15 protein-coding genes are annotated in these 16,986 nt (G+C 63.1%); 5 read left to right on the forward strand and 10 right to left on the reverse strand.

The features are described 5' to 3' along the window. Positions 1-22: 22 nt before the first annotated feature. The 5 genes from metW to K3F44_RS21135 form a co-directional block, all read right to left on the reverse strand. Positions 23-643 (reverse strand): methionine biosynthesis protein MetW, encoded by a 621-nt coding sequence (gene metW, locus K3F44_RS21115; RefSeq protein WP_101315477.1) that lies wholly within the window; start codon positions 641-643, stop codon positions 23-25. A gap of 7 nt (positions 644-650) precedes the next feature. Further along, positions 651-1,790, reverse strand: a complete 1,140-nt coding sequence (locus K3F44_RS21120) for a homoserine O-acetyltransferase (protein ID WP_220632907.1) — start codon at positions 1,788-1,790, stop codon at positions 651-653. A gap of 86 nt (positions 1,791-1,876) precedes the next feature. After that, a complete protein-coding gene (locus K3F44_RS21125) occupies positions 1,877-2,467 on the reverse strand; it encodes a YggT family protein (protein ID WP_101315481.1) in 591 nt (196 codons plus the stop codon). Positions 2,468-2,477: 10 nt separating this feature from the next. Further along, a complete protein-coding gene (gene proC / locus K3F44_RS21130; RefSeq protein WP_101315483.1) occupies positions 2,478-3,296 on the reverse strand; it encodes a pyrroline-5-carboxylate reductase in 819 nt (272 codons plus the stop codon). Positions 3,297-3,332: 36 nt separating this feature from the next. Beyond that, positions 3,333-4,019 carry a YggS family pyridoxal phosphate-dependent enzyme gene (locus tag K3F44_RS21135; protein WP_220632908.1) on the reverse strand — a complete coding sequence of 229 codons (687 nt, stop codon included), beginning with the start codon at positions 4,017-4,019 and terminating at the stop codon, positions 3,333-3,335. Positions 4,020-4,084: 65 nt separating this feature from the next. Between K3F44_RS21135 and K3F44_RS21140 the strand changes: the two genes are divergently transcribed. Continuing rightward, a complete protein-coding gene (locus tag K3F44_RS21140; protein ID WP_220632909.1) occupies positions 4,085-5,083 on the forward strand; it encodes a type IV pilus twitching motility protein PilT in 999 nt (332 codons plus the stop codon). Between the two features lie 41 nt (positions 5,084-5,124). Here the strand turns inward: K3F44_RS21140 and K3F44_RS21145 are convergent, their stop codons facing one another. Beyond that, on the reverse strand, positions 5,125-5,757 hold the full coding sequence (locus K3F44_RS21145; protein WP_103435688.1) for a C40 family peptidase: 633 nt from the start codon (positions 5,755-5,757) through the stop codon (positions 5,125-5,127). Positions 5,758-5,922: 165 nt separating this feature from the next. On the opposite strand from K3F44_RS21145, the gene K3F44_RS21150 reads away from it, so the two are divergent. Continuing rightward, positions 5,923-6,342, forward strand: coding sequence for a TM2 domain-containing protein (locus K3F44_RS21150; protein WP_101315491.1), 420 nt, complete (start codon positions 5,923-5,925; stop codon positions 6,340-6,342). A gap of 71 nt (positions 6,343-6,413) precedes the next feature. Here K3F44_RS21150 and K3F44_RS21155 read toward each other — a convergent pair whose 3' ends face one another. The 3 genes from K3F44_RS21155 to K3F44_RS21165 all read right to left on the reverse strand — a co-directional run bounded on the left by K3F44_RS21155 (position 6,414) and on the right by K3F44_RS21165 (position 11,184). Continuing rightward, positions 6,414-7,103, reverse strand: a complete 690-nt coding sequence (locus K3F44_RS21155; protein ID WP_101315493.1) for an SPOR domain-containing protein — start codon at positions 7,101-7,103, stop codon at positions 6,414-6,416. A gap of 1 nt (position 7,104) precedes the next feature. Next, positions 7,105-8,841, reverse strand: coding sequence for an arginine--tRNA ligase (argS, locus tag K3F44_RS21160; protein ID WP_101315495.1), 1,737 nt, complete (start codon positions 8,839-8,841; stop codon positions 7,105-7,107). A gap of 123 nt (positions 8,842-8,964) precedes the next feature. Beyond that, the gene (locus K3F44_RS21165) at positions 8,965-11,184 is read right to left on the reverse strand and encodes a primosomal protein N' (RefSeq protein WP_220632910.1); all 2,220 of its coding nucleotides are present in this window, start codon (positions 11,182-11,184) and stop codon (positions 8,965-8,967) included. A gap of 179 nt (positions 11,185-11,363) precedes the next feature. On the opposite strand from K3F44_RS21165, the gene rpmE reads away from it, so the two are divergent. The 3 genes from rpmE (at position 11,364) to K3F44_RS21180 (ending at position 13,852) form a co-directional block, all read left to right on the forward strand. Further along, a complete protein-coding gene (rpmE, locus tag K3F44_RS21170) occupies positions 11,364-11,579 on the forward strand; it encodes a 50S ribosomal protein L31 (RefSeq protein ID WP_101315499.1) in 216 nt (71 codons plus the stop codon). A gap of 2 nt (positions 11,580-11,581) precedes the next feature. Continuing rightward, complete coding sequence (locus tag K3F44_RS21175) at positions 11,582-12,403, forward strand: thermonuclease family protein (protein WP_220632911.1); 822 nt, start codon at positions 11,582-11,584, stop codon at positions 12,401-12,403. Between the two features lie 180 nt (positions 12,404-12,583). Next, on the forward strand, positions 12,584-13,852 hold the full coding sequence (locus K3F44_RS21180) for a malic enzyme-like NAD(P)-binding protein (protein WP_150570375.1): 1,269 nt from the start codon (positions 12,584-12,586) through the stop codon (positions 13,850-13,852). Between the two features lie 532 nt (positions 13,853-14,384). Here the strand turns inward: K3F44_RS21180 and K3F44_RS21185 are convergent. Continuing rightward, positions 14,385-16,835: a penicillin-binding protein 1A gene (locus K3F44_RS21185; RefSeq protein ID WP_220632912.1), complete on the reverse strand. Its 2,451-nt coding sequence runs from the start codon at positions 16,833-16,835 to the stop codon at positions 14,385-14,387. Between the last annotated feature and the right edge of the window lie 151 nt (positions 16,836-16,986).

Below are 16,986 nucleotides of genomic sequence, written 5' to 3' on the forward strand. Positions count from 1 at the left end.
GAATCCTCCAAGCGGTACGGGGTCAGACGGCGATCTGGTGTTCGCTCAGGCTCGGGCTGCTGAGGCGATAGATGCCGATTTCTCCCAACAGATTAGGCCAAACCCGGCCGCCGATGCCATTGCGGTGCAGGCGGTCGACGGCCAGCCGGTCGAGGACCTTGGCATGGTGATCGACGCACAGCTGCTCGAAGTCGGCAAAGGTGCAGAAGTGGATGTTCGGCGTGTTGTACCAGGTGTACGGCATGAAGTCCGAAACCGGCATGCGGCCCTTGCTGGCCAGGTACCAACGGCAGCGCCAGTGGCCGAAGTTGGGGAAGGTGATGATGCACTCGCGGCCCACCCGCAGCATTTCGGCGAGGATCCGGTCGGGGTATTCGACCGCCTGCAGGGCCTGGGTCATGACCACCACGTCAAAGCTGTTGCTGGCAAAGTTGCCCAGCCCCTTGTCGAGGTCCTGCTCGATGACGTTGACGCCCTTGGCCACGCACGCGGCGATGTTGTCGGCATCGATCTCCAGGCCGTAGCCGGTGACCTGCTTGAGGTCGCGCAACGACGCCAGCAGCTCGCCGTTGCCGCAGCCCAGGTCGAGGACCCGGCTGCCGGCGGGGATCCAGTCTTGGATGATTTCCAGGTCGGCTCTCATGCGGTCCTCAGATGGCGATGCGGTTCATGTAGTTCGAGAAACCCAGCATGTAGCGAGGCGTTGGTATCAGGAAGGCGTCGTGGCCGTACGGCGAGTCGATTTCCAGATAGCAGACGTTCTTGCGTGCGGCCATCAACGCATCGACGATTTCTCGCGAGCGGGCCGGCGAGAAGCGCCAGTCGGTAGTGAACGAGATCACGCAGTAGTCTGCCGTGACGTTGCTCAAGGTTGCCGCCAGATCGCCGCCATGCGTGGCGGCCGGATCGAAGTAGTCGAGCGCCTTGGTCATCAACAGGTAGGTGTTGGCGTCAAAGCGACCGGAGAATTCTTCGCCTTGGTAGCGCAGGTAGCTTTCGACCTGAAACTCAACGCTGTGGAAGTCGTAGTTGAGCTTGTCGCTCTTGAGTTCGCGGCCGAATTTCTCGCCCATCGAGTCATCCGACAGGTAGGTGATGTGGCCGACCATGCGCGCCAGCATCAGGCCGCGCTTGGGGATCACGCCCTGGTCCTGGAACGAGCCACCGTGGAACTCAGGGTCGGTGAGGATGGCCTGGCGGGCAACTTCGTTGAAGGCGATGTTCTGCGCCGACAGTTTGGGCGCGGAGGCGATATCGACGCAGTGGCGGACCCGGTCAGGGTAGGTGATGGTCCATTGCAGGGCCTGCATGCCACCGAGACTGCCACCCACCACGGCGGCCCACTGGTTGATGCCGAGACGGTCGGCCAGGCGCACCTGGCTATGTACCCAGTCTTCCACGGTGAGCACCGGGAAGTCGGCGCCGTAGGGCTTGCCGGTCAGCGGGTTGACGCTGCTCGGGCCGGTGCTGCCGTTACAGCCGCCAAGGTTGTTCAGGCTGACCACGAAGAAGCGGTTGGTGTCGATCGGCTTGCCAGGGCCTATACAGCTGTCCCACCAGCCGGGCTTGCGCTCGTCGGCACGGTGAAAGCCGGCGGCATGGTGATGGCCAGACAGCGCGTGGCAGATCAGCACGGCATTGCTCGCGCTGCTGTTGAGCGTGCCATAGGTTTCATAGACCAGCTCGTAGCTGGCCAGCGATCGGCCGCAGGCCAGCGCCAACGGTTCATCGAACCGGGCAGTCTGCGGTGTTATCAGACCGACGGAATCTTCGGGAAAGACAGTGGACATCGACCCTGCTCACGCTTGACGGAGGCGTAAGTCTAAAGAGCGCTACCCCCAGCGGCAAGCACAGGCTGCCGCTGGCGGTGCACGGGTCAGATCATTCGCCACAGCTCTTGCGGCATGCCGGCGTAGGCTGCCAGTGGTGGCATCACGAACGACTGGATCACCTGGATCGCCAGGAAGGCAAAGATCGGCGAGATGTCCAGGCCGCCCAGGTTCGGTATCAGGCGGCGGAACGGCGCCAGCACTGGCTCGGCGATCTGGTAGGCGAGCTCGGCAGCCGGGTTGTGGCTGTTGGGCGCAACCCAGGAGACGATGACCATGACGATCATCGCGACCCAGAAGATCTTCAGGAACAGCGAGGTAACGCCAATGATCGCCCACATCAGCAGGTGCAGGATGTCACCGGCGGTGCCGTAGGTGATCATCAGCACAAAGGCCATCAGCAGCGCCTGAATCAGGATCGCCAGCAGCAGCGACGAGGTATCCAGGCCGAAGATGCTCGGCACGATGCGCCGGATAGGCTTGAGCAGCGGTTGCGTGGCGCGCACCGCGAACTGGCTCAGCGGGTTGTAGAAGTCGGCCTTGACCAGTTGCAGCACAAAGCGCAGCAGAACGATCGCCAGATACAGGCTGACCAGGGTTTGCACCACGAAAATAGCGGCGCCAGACAGTGCATTCATCAACAGCTCCTTATTTGCCCAATTGTTCGGCGAGCTCGGCGGAGCGCGTTGCCGCGGCCTGCAGCGCCTGTTCGACGATGGCCTCGAAAGCATTGCCCTGGAACGATTTGATCGCCGCCTCGGTGGTCCCGGCAGGCGAGGTGACCCGGCGGCGCAGCTCAGCGGCATCGACATCACTGGCGACTGCCATGTGCGCCGCGCCGAGGGCGGTTTGCAGGGTCAGCTGGGAAGCGGTTTCGCGCGGCAGGCCGAGCTTTTCGCCGGCAGCGGTCATTGCTTCGATCAGCAGGAAGAAGTACGCCGGGCCGCTGCCGGAGACTGCCGTTACGGCGTCCAGCTGCTGCTCGTGCTCCAGCCACAGCGCCGTGCCTACGGCCGACAGCAGTTCTTCGGCCTGCTGACGTTGCTCGGCAGACACCTGCTCGGTGGCGTACAGGCCGCTGACGCCTTGGCGCAACAGGGCCGGGGTGTTGGGCATGCAGCGCACCACAGGGCGCGGGCCGAGCCAGTCTTGCAGGCTGGCGCAGGTGATCCCGGCGGCGATGGAGACGATCAGTTGGCCGTCCTGCAGGTTGGCCTGCAGGCTCTGGCAGACGCTTTTCATGACCTGCGGCTTGACCGCCAGGACGATCACGTCGGCGTCGGCGATTGCTTGAGCGTTGTCTTCGAACACCTCGATTGCGTGCTCGGCGCGAACCCGGCTGCGGGTCTCGGCGCCAGGGTCGCTGGCGCGAATCTGCGCAGCGTCCAGACCCTGCGCACGCAGGCCGCCAATCAGGCTGGCGGCCATGTTGCCGGCGCCGATAAAGGCAATACGTGTCTTGCTCATGTCAGGTCCTTAGAAAAAAGTGAGTAAAGCATGGATTCAAGCCTGCCCGTAATCGCGCGCGCCGAACAGGGCGGTGCCAATACGTACCCAGGTCGCACCTTGGCTGATGGCGGCCTCGAGGTCGTGGCTCATGCCCATCGACAGGGTATCCAGGCCAAGATTCAGGCTGGCCTGCAGCTCGCTCAGTCGGGCAAAGGCAGCCTCCTGCACCGCGCGCTCATCGCTCGGCTCGGGGATGGCCATCAAACCACGCAAACGTAGGCCCGGCAGTGTGGCCACCGCTGCTGCCAATGCTGGCAGCTCAGCCGGGGTACAGCCAGACTTGCTGTCCTCGCCACTGACGTTGACCTGCAGGCAGATGTTCAGTGGCGCCAGCTCGGTCGGGCGTTGTTCGGACAGGCGTTGGGCGATCTTCAAGCGGTCTACCGAATGCACCCAGGCGAAATGCTCGGCAATCGCGCGGGTCTTGTTCGATTGAATGGGGCCGATGAAGTGCCAGGTCAAGGCCAGGTCAGTTAATTCATCTTGCTTGGCCAGGGCTTCCTGCAGGTAGTTTTCACCCACGTCGCGCACGCCGGCAGCGTAGGCTTCACGCACGGCGGCGGCGGGTTTGGTCTTGCTCACGGCCAGCAACTTGATGCTGGCTGGGTCGCGGCCACAGGCGAGCGCTGCGCTGTCGATACGGGCGGCGAGGGCGCCGAGGTGGTCTGCTATGGTGGACATGGAAGAATGCCGGCGGCTCAGTGATCTGCGCCATTCTACCTGCTTGATAGCCTTTGGGGAGTCTCATGGACGTGACTGGCCTGCTGGCCCAGGCCGCTGCTGCGGGGGCATCCGACCTGCATCTGGCCGAGGCCGAACCACCACTGCTGCGCGTGGACGGCGACCTGCGCCGACTCGATCTGCCGCCGATGCCTGCCGGCCAACTGCAGCAAGGGCTGGCGCCGCTTTTGGCTGAGCACCAGATGCAGCAATGGCTGGCCGGTGCCGAACTGGATCTGGCAGTGACCCTGAACCAGAGCTGTCGCTGCCGCCTCAACCTGTTTCGCCAGCGTAACGGCCTGGCCGCCAGCCTGCGCTTGATCCCGAGCCATGTGCCAAGCATCACCGAGCTCGGTCTGGAAGATGTATTGCAAGCTGTTGCCCAGTGCACCGATGGCCTGGTGCTGATCGGCGGGGCAACGGGTAGCGGCAAGTCGAGCACCCTGGCCGCACTGGTCGACTGGCTCAATCGTGAGCGCTCGTTACACATCATCACCCTGGAAGACCCGATCGAAGTCATCCACAGCAGCCAGCGCAGCCTGGTCACCCAGCGTGAGGTCGGCCAGCACAGCAGTGACTTTGCCCAAGGCCTGCGCAGCGCCCTGCGTCAGGACCCTGACGTGATCGTGCTGGGTGAACTGCGTGATCTGGAGTCGATCCGCCTGGCGCTGCGCGCGGCGCAGACCGGGCATCTGGTACTGGCGACCGTGCACACGCGCTCGGCGGTGAGCAGCATCGACCGTATGGTGGAGGTGTTTGCCGCCGACGAGAAACCGCTGGTGCGTACCCTGCTGGCCGACTCGCTGCGCGTGGTCGTGGCGCAGGTGCTGGTCAAACGGCGCAGTACCGGTCGGGTTGCTGCGCGGGAAGTTCTGCTGGCGAACATGGCGGTGCGCAACCTGATCCGCGAGGGACGGTTGGCGCAGATCTACTCACTGATGCAGGCGGGAGGCGCGGCGGGGATGAAGACCATGGACGCAGCTTTGCAACAGTTGCGCGCTGAAGGCGTGATCGAAACGGGGTAGCATCTGCACTGGCCTCGTTGCGAGGCCAGCGCGTGCACCTGTCAGCGCTTGGCCAGGCTCAGCTGTTGATCCTTCGGCAGGACGCGCTTGGCGACTACGTAGTGTTTCTGCCAGTACGGCTTGCTCAGTTGGTCGATGCTGACCGACTTGCCACGACGCGGTGCATGGATGAAGCGGTCGTTGCCCAGGTAAATGGCAACATGATTGACCCGTCGGCTCTTGATGTTGAAGAAGATCAGGTCGCCTGGCTTCAGATCGCCCTTGGCAACCTTGACGCCGTGACCCTGGGCCATGGCATTGGAGGTACGCGGTAAATCGACATCTGCCACGTCGTTGAACGCATATTTCACCAGCCCGCTGCAGTCAAAGCCCTTGCCTGGCGTGCTGCCGCCCCAGCGATAAGGGGTGCCGAGCACATTCACCGCGCGGCTTAGCACGTTGCTGCTCTGCTTGGCGGACATGGCCACAGCCGGCAAGGCGTTGGCAGCATTGCTTGGGCGGGCACGCAGATTGGCCGATTTGGCTGCTGCATGTTTGACCGGTGCATGCTTCACGGTGGCGTTGGTGGTGTAGCCAGTGAAGCCGTTGGGAAGTCGTTGCTCACGATTGGTGGCGTGGGCTGCCAGGGGTAACAAGAGGCAGAGGGTCAGCCATGTCTTGAATAAAGGCGGCATAGATGAAGCTCTTGAAAGATGATTAGGTGATGACGCGCAACTTTATAACAGCTTTTTGCTCAAAAAATGATCCGTTGGTCGACTGCAAGGAACCATGCGTCGGCTTCACATGAAAAAGTCACATTTATTCTGAGAATATTTTTGGCTAAGCCACGAGGGCTAGGAATGAATACTTATCAACAAGGGGCGCCTTATCACGACACCCATAGCAAGGTACTGGGGTACCTTTTGTGGATTTTCGGCTTCCTCGGCGCGCACCGTTTCTACTACGGCAAGCCGATTACCGGGACTATCTGGTTCTTCACTCTGGGCCTGCTGGGCATTGGCTGGTTGATCGACCTGTTCCTGATCCCGGCGATGGACCGCGAGGCAGACATGCGCTTCCAGTCGGGTCGGGTCAACTACAGCCTGGCGTGGGTACTGCTGACCTTCCTCGGGCTGTTCGGCGTGCACCGGCTGTACATGGGTAAATGGATCACGGCGATCATCTACTTCTTTACCGGGGGCCTGTTCCTGCTTGGCATCCTTTACGACTTCTGGACGCTCAACCGGCAGATTTCCGATGTGAACAGCGGCCGGGTCTGACTGATCCGTTCCAGCCTCGATGACGAGCTGAAAAAAAGGCCTTGGCGCGATTCGCGGCAAGGCCTTTTCAGTTACTGACGGGTCTGTCGCTGTTGCAGCAGAAGGTTGCTGAAGCCGGCACCGGCCAGCTGCTTCTGGGCAACCGTGAGTTGTTCACGGTTGCTGAAAGGGCCGACCAGCACCCGGTACCAGGTCTCTTCCTTGACCGTGCCCGACTCGACCTTGACCACCTGGCCGAGCAGGATGATCTGCGCCCGCACCTTGTCAGCATCGGCCTCTTTGCGGAACGAACCGGCCTGGAGGAAGAACTGCGTGGTTGCCGCTGGCTTGATCACCGGCGGTGGCGGCGGCGGAGTCTGCCCGAGCAGTGCTGCCTGCGCGCGCGCTGTGTCGATTTTCGCAGCCTCGGCCGGGGTCACCGGTTGCGCCGGTACCGGCGGAGTTTTCTCCGGCACGGCCTCAGGCGGCACGATCACTTCCGATTCAGGCAGCAAGGTGTAGAAGTCGTACTTTGGCTTGACCGGTACCTGCGGCGTGGCCGCGGTGGTCTTGGCTGCTTCGGCAGTCCTGCCCGGTTTTTGCTGTTCCGGCTTGGCCCGCTTGATGTCATCACCGCCAGGCTCGAGCTTCATCAGGAAGACAATGAACGCGCCAACCGTCAGGCCGACCGCCAGCCAGATCCACCCCGGGATCGGCTGTTTGGCAGGGGCCTGTTGGCGGCTGGCGCCGCGCTTGGGTGCAGGTTTTTTCTTGGCAGCCAACTTACATGCGCTCCAGGGTTTCCAGGCCGAGCAACTCCAGGCCTTGCTTGAGCGTGCGGCCGGTCAGGGCGGCCAGGCGCAGGCGGCTCTGCTGTTGTTCAGCGGTTTCGGCGGCGAGGATCGGGCAGTTCTCGTAGAAGCTGGAGAACAACCCGGCGATGTCGTACAGGTAGCTGCACAGCACGTGCGGGGTACCTTTGTCGGCGACGCTGTTGAGCACTTCGCCGAACTGCGCCAGGCGTGCGGCCAGGTCCTGCTCGTGTGGGGCCTGCAGCACGATCTGGCCGTCGAGCTGGTCGTAACCCTTGCCCAGCTTGCGGAACACGCCCGCGACCCGGGTGTAGGCGTACAGGAGGTACGGCGCGGTGTTGCCTTCGAAGTTGAGCATCAGTTCGAAGTTGAAGCTGTAATCGCTGGTGCGGTGCTTGGACAGGTCGGCGTATTTCACCGCGCCAATACCGACCACTTCGGCGATCTGGCGCAGTTCGTCTTCGGCCAGGCTCGGGTTCTTTTCCTTGACCAGCGCATAGGCGCGGTCCTTGGCCTCGTTGAGCAGGTCGATCAGCTTGACGGTGCCGCCATCACGGGTCTTGAACGGGCGGCCATCGGCGCCGTTCATGGTGCCGAAGCCCATGTGTTCCATCTGCATCGGGTGGCCGACAAAGCCTGCGCGGCGGGCCACTTCAAATACCTGGTTGAAGTGCAGTGCCTGACGCTGGTCGACGAAGTACAGCGCGCGATCGGCCTTGAGCACGTTGCTGCGGTAGCGCACGGCGGCAAGGTCGGTAGTGGCGTACAGGTAGCCGCCATCGGCCTTTTGCACGATCACCGGCAGCGGCTCGCCATCGGCGGTCTTGAATTCCTCGAGGAACACGCACTGCGCACCCTGGCTTTCGACCAGCAGGCCTTTGCTCTTGAGGTCGCTGATGACGTTGGCCAGATCAGCGTTGTAGGCGCTTTCGCCCATCACGTCGGCCATGCTCAGCTTGACGTTGAGCAGCTCGTAGGTCTTCTGGCAGTGCGACAGCGAGATGTCCTTGAAGCGCGTCCACAACGCCAGGCAGTCGGGGTCGCCGGCTTGCAGCTTGACCACCAGACCACGGGCGCGGGTGGCGAATTCTTCGGATTCGTCGAAGCGCTTCTTCGCGGCGCGGTAGAAGTTTTCCAGGTCAGACAGCTCGTCGCTGGTGATTGGATTTTCCTGCAGGTAGGCCATCAGCATGCCGAACTGGGTGCCCCAGTCGCCGACGTGGTTCTGGCGGATCACCGTGTCGCCGAGAAACTCCAGCACTCGCGCAACGCTGTCACCGATGATGGTCGAGCGCAGGTGGCCGACGTGCATTTCCTTGGCCAGGTTCGGCGCCGACAGGTCGACCACGACCTTCTCGGCCGGACCAGCCTTGCGCACGCCAAGCTGGCTATCGGCCAGGGCAGCATCAAGGCGCTCGGCCAGGGCGGCGGTGTTCTGGAAGAAGTTGAGGAAGCCCGGACCGGCGATCTCGACTTTGCTGATGTCAGCGCTGGTCGGCAGTGCTGCGATGAGCTTTTCGGCGAGGTCTCGCGGCTTCATCCCGGCTGGCTTGGCCAGCATCATGGCGATGTTGCTGGCGAAGTCACCGTGGGTCTTGTCGCGGGCGTTTTCCACCTGAATCGCCGGGGTCAGGCCGTCAGGCAGCACACCGTCGGCGACGAGTTGGGTGAGGGCTTGCTGGATCAGCTGGCGAATGGTGTCTTTCATCGGAATCTCTTTTCGACCGCAAGCGCGGCGGAGCGCTTCGATGCGCAGGTGGAAAAACTGAGCATTATCCGTGGCTGAGCCGTGGTTGCCAACCTTTGCGGGTATCAACGGCGCGTCAACAGCTCAGTACAGGTCGACCGGATCGACGTCCAGCGACCAGCGCACCTGACGCCCGCTGGGCATCTGTTCCAGCTCCAGCAGCCAGGCGCTGATCAGCCGGTGCAGCGGCGCGCGGGCGCTGGCCTGCAACAATAGCTGCGCGCGAAAGCGCCCGGCGCGGCGTTCCATCGGTGCCGGCACCGGGCCGAGCAACTCGATGCCCTGGCCGCCTTGTTCGGCCAGCAAGCGCTCGGCGGCGCTGCACGCTTCATCCAGAAACCCTTCGGCCTGGCCCGGCTTGTGCGCTTCGGCGCGCAGCAGGGCGAGGTGGGCGAAGGGCGGCAGGCCGGCGCTGCGGCGTTCGCTCAGGGCCTGTTCGGCAAAGGCGAAGTAGCCTTCTTCAGTCAGCTGCACCAGCAGCGGGTGCTCGGCCAGGTGGGTCTGCACGATGACCTTGCCCGGCTCTTCGGCGCGCCCGGCGCGGCCGGCGACCTGCACGATCAACTGGGCCATGCGCTCGCTGGCGCGGAAGTCGCCAGAGAACAGCCCGCCATCGGCATCGAGGATCGCCACCAGAGTAACTCGCGGAAAATGGTGGCCCTTGGCGAGCATCTGCGTGCCGACGAGGATGCTCGGCTGGCCGCGCTGGATGGTGGTGAACAGGTTGTGCATGGCGTCTTTGCGCGATGTGCTGTCGCGGTCCACGCGCAATACCGGGAAGTCCGGGAACAGTACTTTCAGGCGCTCTTCGGCGCGCTCGGTGCCGGCACCCACTGGGCGCAGGTCGACATGCGCGCACTTGGGGCAGCGCAGCGGCAGGCGCTCGTCATAGCCGCAGTGGTGGCAGCGCAGCACGCCGGAACGCTGGTGCACGGTCATGCGTGCATCACAGCGCGGGCAGCCCGACATCCAGCCACAGTCGTGGCACAGCAGTGTCGGGGCAAAACCGCGCCGGTTGAGGAATACCAGCACCTGCTGGCCGGCTTCGAGGGTCTTGCCGATGGCCTGTTGCAGCGGGCCACTGATGCCGCTGTCCAGCGGCCGGCTGCGCACGTCGAGGCGCAGGAAGCGCGGCTGTTTCGCACCCCCGGCGCGGTGGTTCATGCGCAGCAGGCCGTAACGGCCGGTGTGGGCGTTGTGCAGGCTCTCCAGCGAGGGCGTGGCCGATCCGAGCAGAATGGGTACGTTCTCTTGATGCGCGCGTACCAGCGCCAGATCGCGGGCGTGGTAGCGCAGGCCCTCCTGCTGTTTATATGAGCCGTCGTGCTCTTCGTCGATGATGATCAGGCCAGGGTTTTTCATTGGCGTGAACAGCGCCGAACGGGTGCCGATAATGATGTCGGCTTCGCCATCCCGCGCCGCCAGCCAGGCATCCAGGCGCTCACGGTCGTTCACCGCCGAGTGCAGCAGAGCGATGCGCGCATTGAAGCGCTGCTCGAAGCGCGCCAGGGTCTGCGGGCCGAGGTTGATCTCGGGGATCAGCACCAGCGCCTGCTTGCCGGCCTCCAGGGTTTCGCGGATCAGTTGCAGGTAGACCTCGGTCTTGCCGCTGCCGGTAACCCCTGCCAAAAGAAACGCATGGAAGCTGCCAAAGCCCGAGCGCACGGCTTCGAAGGCTGCCCGCTGTTCGTCGTTGAGCGGCAGCTCCGGCTGCGCCAGCCAGTGTTCATGGCGGGTAGCCGGGCGTTGCCGGCGCACCTCGAGCTGGACCAGCTGTTTGGCCAGCAGCAGGTCGAGGCTGTCCTTGTTCAGGCCCAGTTTACTCAACAGGCTGTGGGCAACGCCGTGCGGGTGCTGCGACAAGGTCTGCAGGGCTTCGCGCTGACGCGGCGCGCGGGCAATCCGCGGGTCGTCCAGGCGCGCGTCAGCGGTGACCTGCCAGAACCGCTCCTGGCGGATTTCGGCTGCTTCGCCCTGGCGCAGCAGCACTGGCAGCGCCCAGCTCAGGGTATCGCCCAAGCTGTGCTGATAGTACTGAGCGGTCCACAGGCACAGCTTGAACAGCGCTGGCGGCAGCGGCGAGGTTGGGTCGAGCAGGGCAATCGCAGGCTTGAGCTTGTCGGCCGGCACCTCACTGCTGGCGCAGACCTCGACCAGGATGCCGATCATCTCGCGCCGACCAAACGGCACGCGGATACGCATGCCCGGGGTCAGCGGCTGGCGGGCCATGGCGGCCGTGGCCCGGTAGTCGAACAGGCGACGCAGGGGCGAGGGCAGGGCAAGGCGCAGGATGACGTCGGACACGCAGAAGGTCTCTGAAGGGCATTTCGGAACAGTTCAGGGCAGCGCCGAGCCTAGCAGACGACGGTCGGTGCGTGCGACAACTTGCGCTGACGCTGCGCTCTGGTATTATTCCCCGCCTAATTACGTGCGGTATTCAACAATAGGTGTTGGGTGGCGGCACGCAGCTCGAGGAAGTGACCATGAAAGAGAATATTCATCCGAACTACGAAGTAGTTGCAGTCACCTGCAGCTGCGGCGCCAAATTCGAAACCCGTTCGACCCTGGCCAAGCCGCTGGCGATCGACGTGTGCTCCCTGTGCCACCCGTTCTACACTGGCAAGCAGAAAGTCCTGGACACCGGTGGTCGCGTACAGAAGTTCGCAGATCGCTTCGGCATGTTCGGTGCCAAGAAGTAAGATTGCGCATGGCGAAGCCCTTGGCTCTCGCGCTGCTGCAACGAAAAGCGTCCCTTGTGGGCGCTTTTTTTATGGCCGCGATTTGTGCCATGCCGGCGCAGGCCTTCTGCCCATTGCCGGTCAAGCCGCAGCAAGTCGCCGTGCGTCAGGTGCTGGATGGCGACACCGTGCGCCTGAGCGATGGCCGCAGCGTACGCCTGATCGGCATCAATGCCCCTGAGCTAGGGCGCAAGGGCCGCCCGAGTGAGCCGTATGCCGAAGCCGCCAGGCAGCGCCTGCAGGCTTTGATCAAGGCCAGTGATGGCCGGGTCGGGCTGGTGCGCGGAGCTGAGGCGAAAGACAAATATGGCCGCACTCTGGCGCATATCTATGGGCGTAATGGCGACAATCTTGAGGCGGTGCTGCTCAGCGAGGGCCTTGGCTTGCGCGTGGCCATAGCGCCCAATGTGCGCCTGGCGGGCTGCCAGGATGCGGCCGAGCAGGCGGCTCGTTCTGCTCGCCTCGGGCTGTGGCGGCAATCGCCGGTGCAGCGCGAGAGCGCCCTGCGCCAGTCCGGATTTGCCGTGCTCAGCGGCACCGTGAGGCGTATCGAGCGCAATCGGGGCGGGGTCTGGCTGGACCTTGGCGAACGCGTGGTGGTGCAGGTGCCCGCTCGTCTGCAGCGGCACTTCCCGGCGCGCTTCTTCGATAACCTCAAAGGGCGCCAGGTCGAGGTCCGCGGCTGGGTGATCGACCGTTCCCGCAAGGGTGTGATCAAGCCCGGGCAGCGTCGCTGGCTGCTGCCATTGACCGATCCGAGCATGCTCAAACGGGCCTCTAGCTAAAAAATTGTAGACATTAATGCCTGCAATTGTACACACTGAATCCCGCATGCCGCGTGGGTTGTAGCGTAAAGTCGTAGGCCATGGGCCTTGACACATGTGACCGGGCAGTCTTGTCGCCCCCCGGCACTTTGCGTATCCTCGGCGGTCCGTCAGAACAGTAAATAAGCGGAATTGCCCACCATGTCAGACCTGAAAACCGCCGCTCTCGAATATCATGCTCAGCCTCGTCCGGGGAAACTGAGCGTCGAGCTCACCAAGCCAACTGCCACTGCGCGCGACCTGTCCCTGGCCTACAGCCCGGGCGTTGCCGAACCTGTGCGCGAGATCGGTCGTGATCCAGAGCTGGCTTACAAGTACACCGGCAAGGGCAACCTGGTCGCAGTGATCTCCGACGGTACCGCCATTCTTGGCCTGGGTGACCTCGGCCCACTGGCTTCCAAGCCGGTCATGGAAGGCAAGGGCGTTCTGTTCAAGCGTTTCGCCGGTATCGATGTATTCGACATCGAAGTCGAGTCGGAAAGCCCACAGGCCTTCATCGACACCGTGCGCCGTATCTCGATCACCTTCGGCGGTATCAACCTCGAAGACATCAAAGCGCCAGAGTGCTTCGAAATCGAACGCACCCTGATCGAGCAGTGCGACATTCCGGTATTCCACGATGACCAGCATGGCACCGCCATCGTCACCGCGGCCGGCATGATCAACGCCCTCGAAATCGCCGGCAAGAAGCTCGAAGAAGCGCAGATCGTCTGCCTGGGCGCCGGCGCTGCCGCGATCTCCTGCATGAAGCTGCTGGTCAGCATGGGTGCCAAGGTCGAGAACATCTTCATGATCGACCGTACCGGTGTTATCCACTCCGGCCGTGAAGACCTGAATCAGTACAAGGCGCAGTTCGCCCACGCTACCGACAAGCGCAGCCTGGCTGATGCCCTGCAAGGTGCTGACGTATTCGTAGGTCTGTCCGGCCCGAATCTGCTGAGCGCTGAAGGCCTCAAGTCGATGGCTGCCAACCCGATCGTGTTCGCTTGCTCGAACCCGGATCCAGAGATCAGCCCGGAACTGGCTCACGCCACTCGTAACGACGTGATCATGGCTACCGGTCGTTCCGACTACCCGAACCAGGTCAACAACGTTCTGGGCTTCCCGTTCATCTTCCGTGGTGCTCTGGACGTTCGTGCCAAGCGCATCAACGAAGAGATGAAGATCGCTGCGGCCATCGCTCTGAAGGACCTGGCCAAGCAGCCAGTGCCTAAGGAAGTCTGCGATGCGTACGGCGTGCAGGCCCTGGAGTTTGGTCGTGAGTACATCATTCCGAAGCCGATGGATCCACGTTTGATTACTCTGGTTTCTGATGCGGTGGCCAAGGCTGCGATCGAAAGCGGTGTTGCTACCCTGCCTTATCCGAAGCACTACCCGCTGAAAAGCGTGGACGATGTGTTCAACGGTTAATAGGCATGGCGTTATGAAAAACCGGCTCTGATGGGCCGGTTTTTTTATGGCTGGGGTTTGGTTTGCCGCGGCGGCCACACCGCGCAGCTCAACGGCGGTCCGTGTAGGAGCGGCCTTGTGTCGCGAAAGGGTCGCGCAGCGGCCCCGGCTATCTGTGGTTCGCTCACTGTTCCTGTGGTCTTATCCATTTTCTGTGGTGGCCTTGCGGGCCCCTTTCGCCCTTACGGCGAGTCACTTTTTTGGCAAACGCCCCAAAAAAGTAACCAAAAAAATGCTTGGCTCCACATCCGGCCCCTGCGCTGCGCTGCGGGGTTCCCTCGCTCCGGTCTTGCTCCCGGGAGGACCGCACTGAACGGGCCCTCCTGGCCCGCAGCGCTTGACGGGCATCCATGCCCGTCACCTCCCTCCGCAAGACCTGCGCTCGGCCTCCTGAGTCGCCGGTGGATCAAGATCAAAAGCAGATCAAGAGCACGCCTCGCTGCGCTGGCGCAGATCAAGAGCTAGGGCCGCTCTGCGGCCCCGGCTTTTGGGCTTAGAACAGGTCCATCGGCGCTGCTTCGTCCGCTGGCAGCGGGCTGCCAGGCGCTGCGCCGTTGCCCAGTTCATCCACCGACGGCGGCGAATCTTCGGCCTTGAACAGTTCGAAGTAGGCGTTCGGCGTGCTTGGGGTCGCTGCGCGGCCGCTGACCGGATCGACCCGCAGGCTGAGGATGCCTTCAGGTTCGGCTGGAGCGTGGTTGGGTTTGTCTTTCAAGGCGGCGCCCATGAAACTCATCCAGATCGGCAGAGCCGCAGTGCCGCCGTATTCGCGGCGGCCGAGGGTTTCTGGCTGGTCGAAGCCAACCCAGACAGTGGTCACGTAGTCGGCGTTGTAGCCGGAGAACCAGGCGTCCTTCGATTCGTTGGTGGTACCGGTCTTGCCAGCCAGATCGGTGCGGCCCAGAGCCATCGCCCGGCGGCCGGTGCCGCGCTTGATCACGTCCTGCAGCATGCTGGTGAGGATGTAGCTGGTGCGCGGGTCGATGATCTGTTCGGCGAGCACTGGTGCCTGCGCACTGAACTGGGCGTTGGCGGTCGGCGCTTCGCCCGGCATGCCGCTGCTGCTGATCGGCTGCTCTGGCGCGGCGATGCCGGCCTCATCGCTGCCGCCGCCCTGCGGCACATGTGCAGGGTTGGCAGTAAACAGGGTATCGCCGTTGCGGCTCTCGATGCGCTCGATCAGGTACGGGCTGATCTTGTAGCCGCCGTTGGCGAAGGTGCTCCAGCCGGTGGCAATTTCCATCGGGGTCAGGGTCGCGGTGCCGAGCGCCAGCGACAGGTTGCGCGGCAGGTCCTGCTTGTTGAAGCCGAACTTGGCGATGTAGTCGATGGTGCGGTCGACGCCCATCGCCTGCAGCAGGCGGATCGAGACCAGGTTGCGCGACTTGTACAGCGCTTCGCGCATGCGGATCGGGCCAAGGAAGGTGTTGGTGTCGTTTTTCGGCCGCCAGACCTTGTCCAGGTACTCATCGACAAACACGATCGGCGCGTCGTTGACCAGACTCGCGGCGGTGTAGCCGCTGTCCAGGGCCGCGCTGTAGACGAACGGTTTGAAGCTCGAGCCCGGCTGACGCTTGGCCTGCATGGCGCGGTTGTAGTTGCTCTGCTCGAACGAGAAGCCACCGACCAGGGCGCGGATCGCGCCGTTGTACGGGTCGAGGGTGACCAACGCACTCTGCGCGCCCGGGACCTGGCTGAACTTGAGCTTGCCTTCATCCAGGCGCTGCACGCGGATCAGGTCGCCGACCTGGGCGACATCGGCAGGCGATTGTGGCGCCCGGCCTTGAGCGTTGGTGTTCAGATACGGCCGCGCCCATTTCATGGTTTCCCAGGCCACGTCCTGCTCTTCGCCGTTGCGGGTGAGCACTTTCAGGCCGGTCTTGTCGACCTGGGTGACGATGGCTGGCTCCAGCCCGCCAAGGGTGCGCTGCTTGCCCAGCTCCTGCAGCCAGGCGGCGTGGGTCTTGCCCGGGAAGCGTGACTCAGGGCCGCGGTAGCCATGGCGCTCATCGTAATCGGACAAGCCATTGAGCACGGCGCTGTTGGCCATGTTCTGCATATCGCTAGGCACCGTGGTGGTCACCCGGAAGCCTTCGGTGTAGGCCTCACTGCCATAACGACCAACCATTTCAGCACGGGCCATTTCGGCAATGTACGGCGCGTTCACTTCCGGCGTCGGCACGTGGTAACTGGCGTTCAGCGGCTCGGCCAGGGCGGTCTCGTAGCTGGTCTGGTCGATCTTGCCGAGTTTGTACATACGCCCGAGGATCCAGTCGCGGCGCTCTTTGGCCCGGGTCGGGTTGGCCAGCGGGTTGAAGCGCGAAGGGGCCTTCGGCAGGCCGGCGATCATGGCCATCTGCGCCAGGCTGACGTCGCGGATCGACTTGCCGTAGTAGACCTGCGCTGCGGCGTCGATGCCGTAGGCGCGGTTACCCAGGTAGATCTTGTTGACGTACAGCTCAAGGATCTCGTCCTTGGTCAGTTCGCGTTCGATCTGCAGGGCCAGCAGGATTTCGTTGGTCTTGCGCGAGAAGCTGCGCTCGCTGGTAAGGAAGAAGTTCTTCGCCACCTGCATGGTGATCGTGCTGCCACCCGTCTGGATATGACCAGATTTGACCAGTTGGGTCGCGGCACGCATCAAGCTGCTCGGATCGACCCCGTAATGGTTGAGGAAATTGTCGTCTTCGGCTGACAGAAGCGCCTGAATGAACTGTGGGGGAATTTCCGCGAAGCGGATCGGCGAGCGGCGCATTTCGCCAAACTCGGCAATCAGCTTGCCATCGCTGCTGTAAACCCTCAGGGGGATCTGCAACTGGATGCTTCTGAGCGAGTCGACCGAGGGCAGGCTGGGACTAAGATACAGAAACGCCCCGCTCAGACCGAGTACGAGGGCACAGATGACTGCGACGAAAGACCACCAGAAGAACTTCAGCAGGCGTATCAAGGCTTTTGGGTGTCCAGGTTGAGAAATGGAGTGCGCACAGGTCCGGCGGACAGGCAAAAACGCTGGGCATTATAAGCAGTTTTCGCCCCATCGGGCGACCGTCGGGGCGACCGGTCGGGCCAATGGCGCGGGCTGACAATCATGGAGCAGG

This window comes from Pseudomonas sp. S07E 245 (genome assembly GCF_019599025.1).
Lineage (GTDB): Bacteria > Pseudomonadota > Gammaproteobacteria > Pseudomonadales > Pseudomonadaceae > Aquipseudomonas > Aquipseudomonas shirazensis.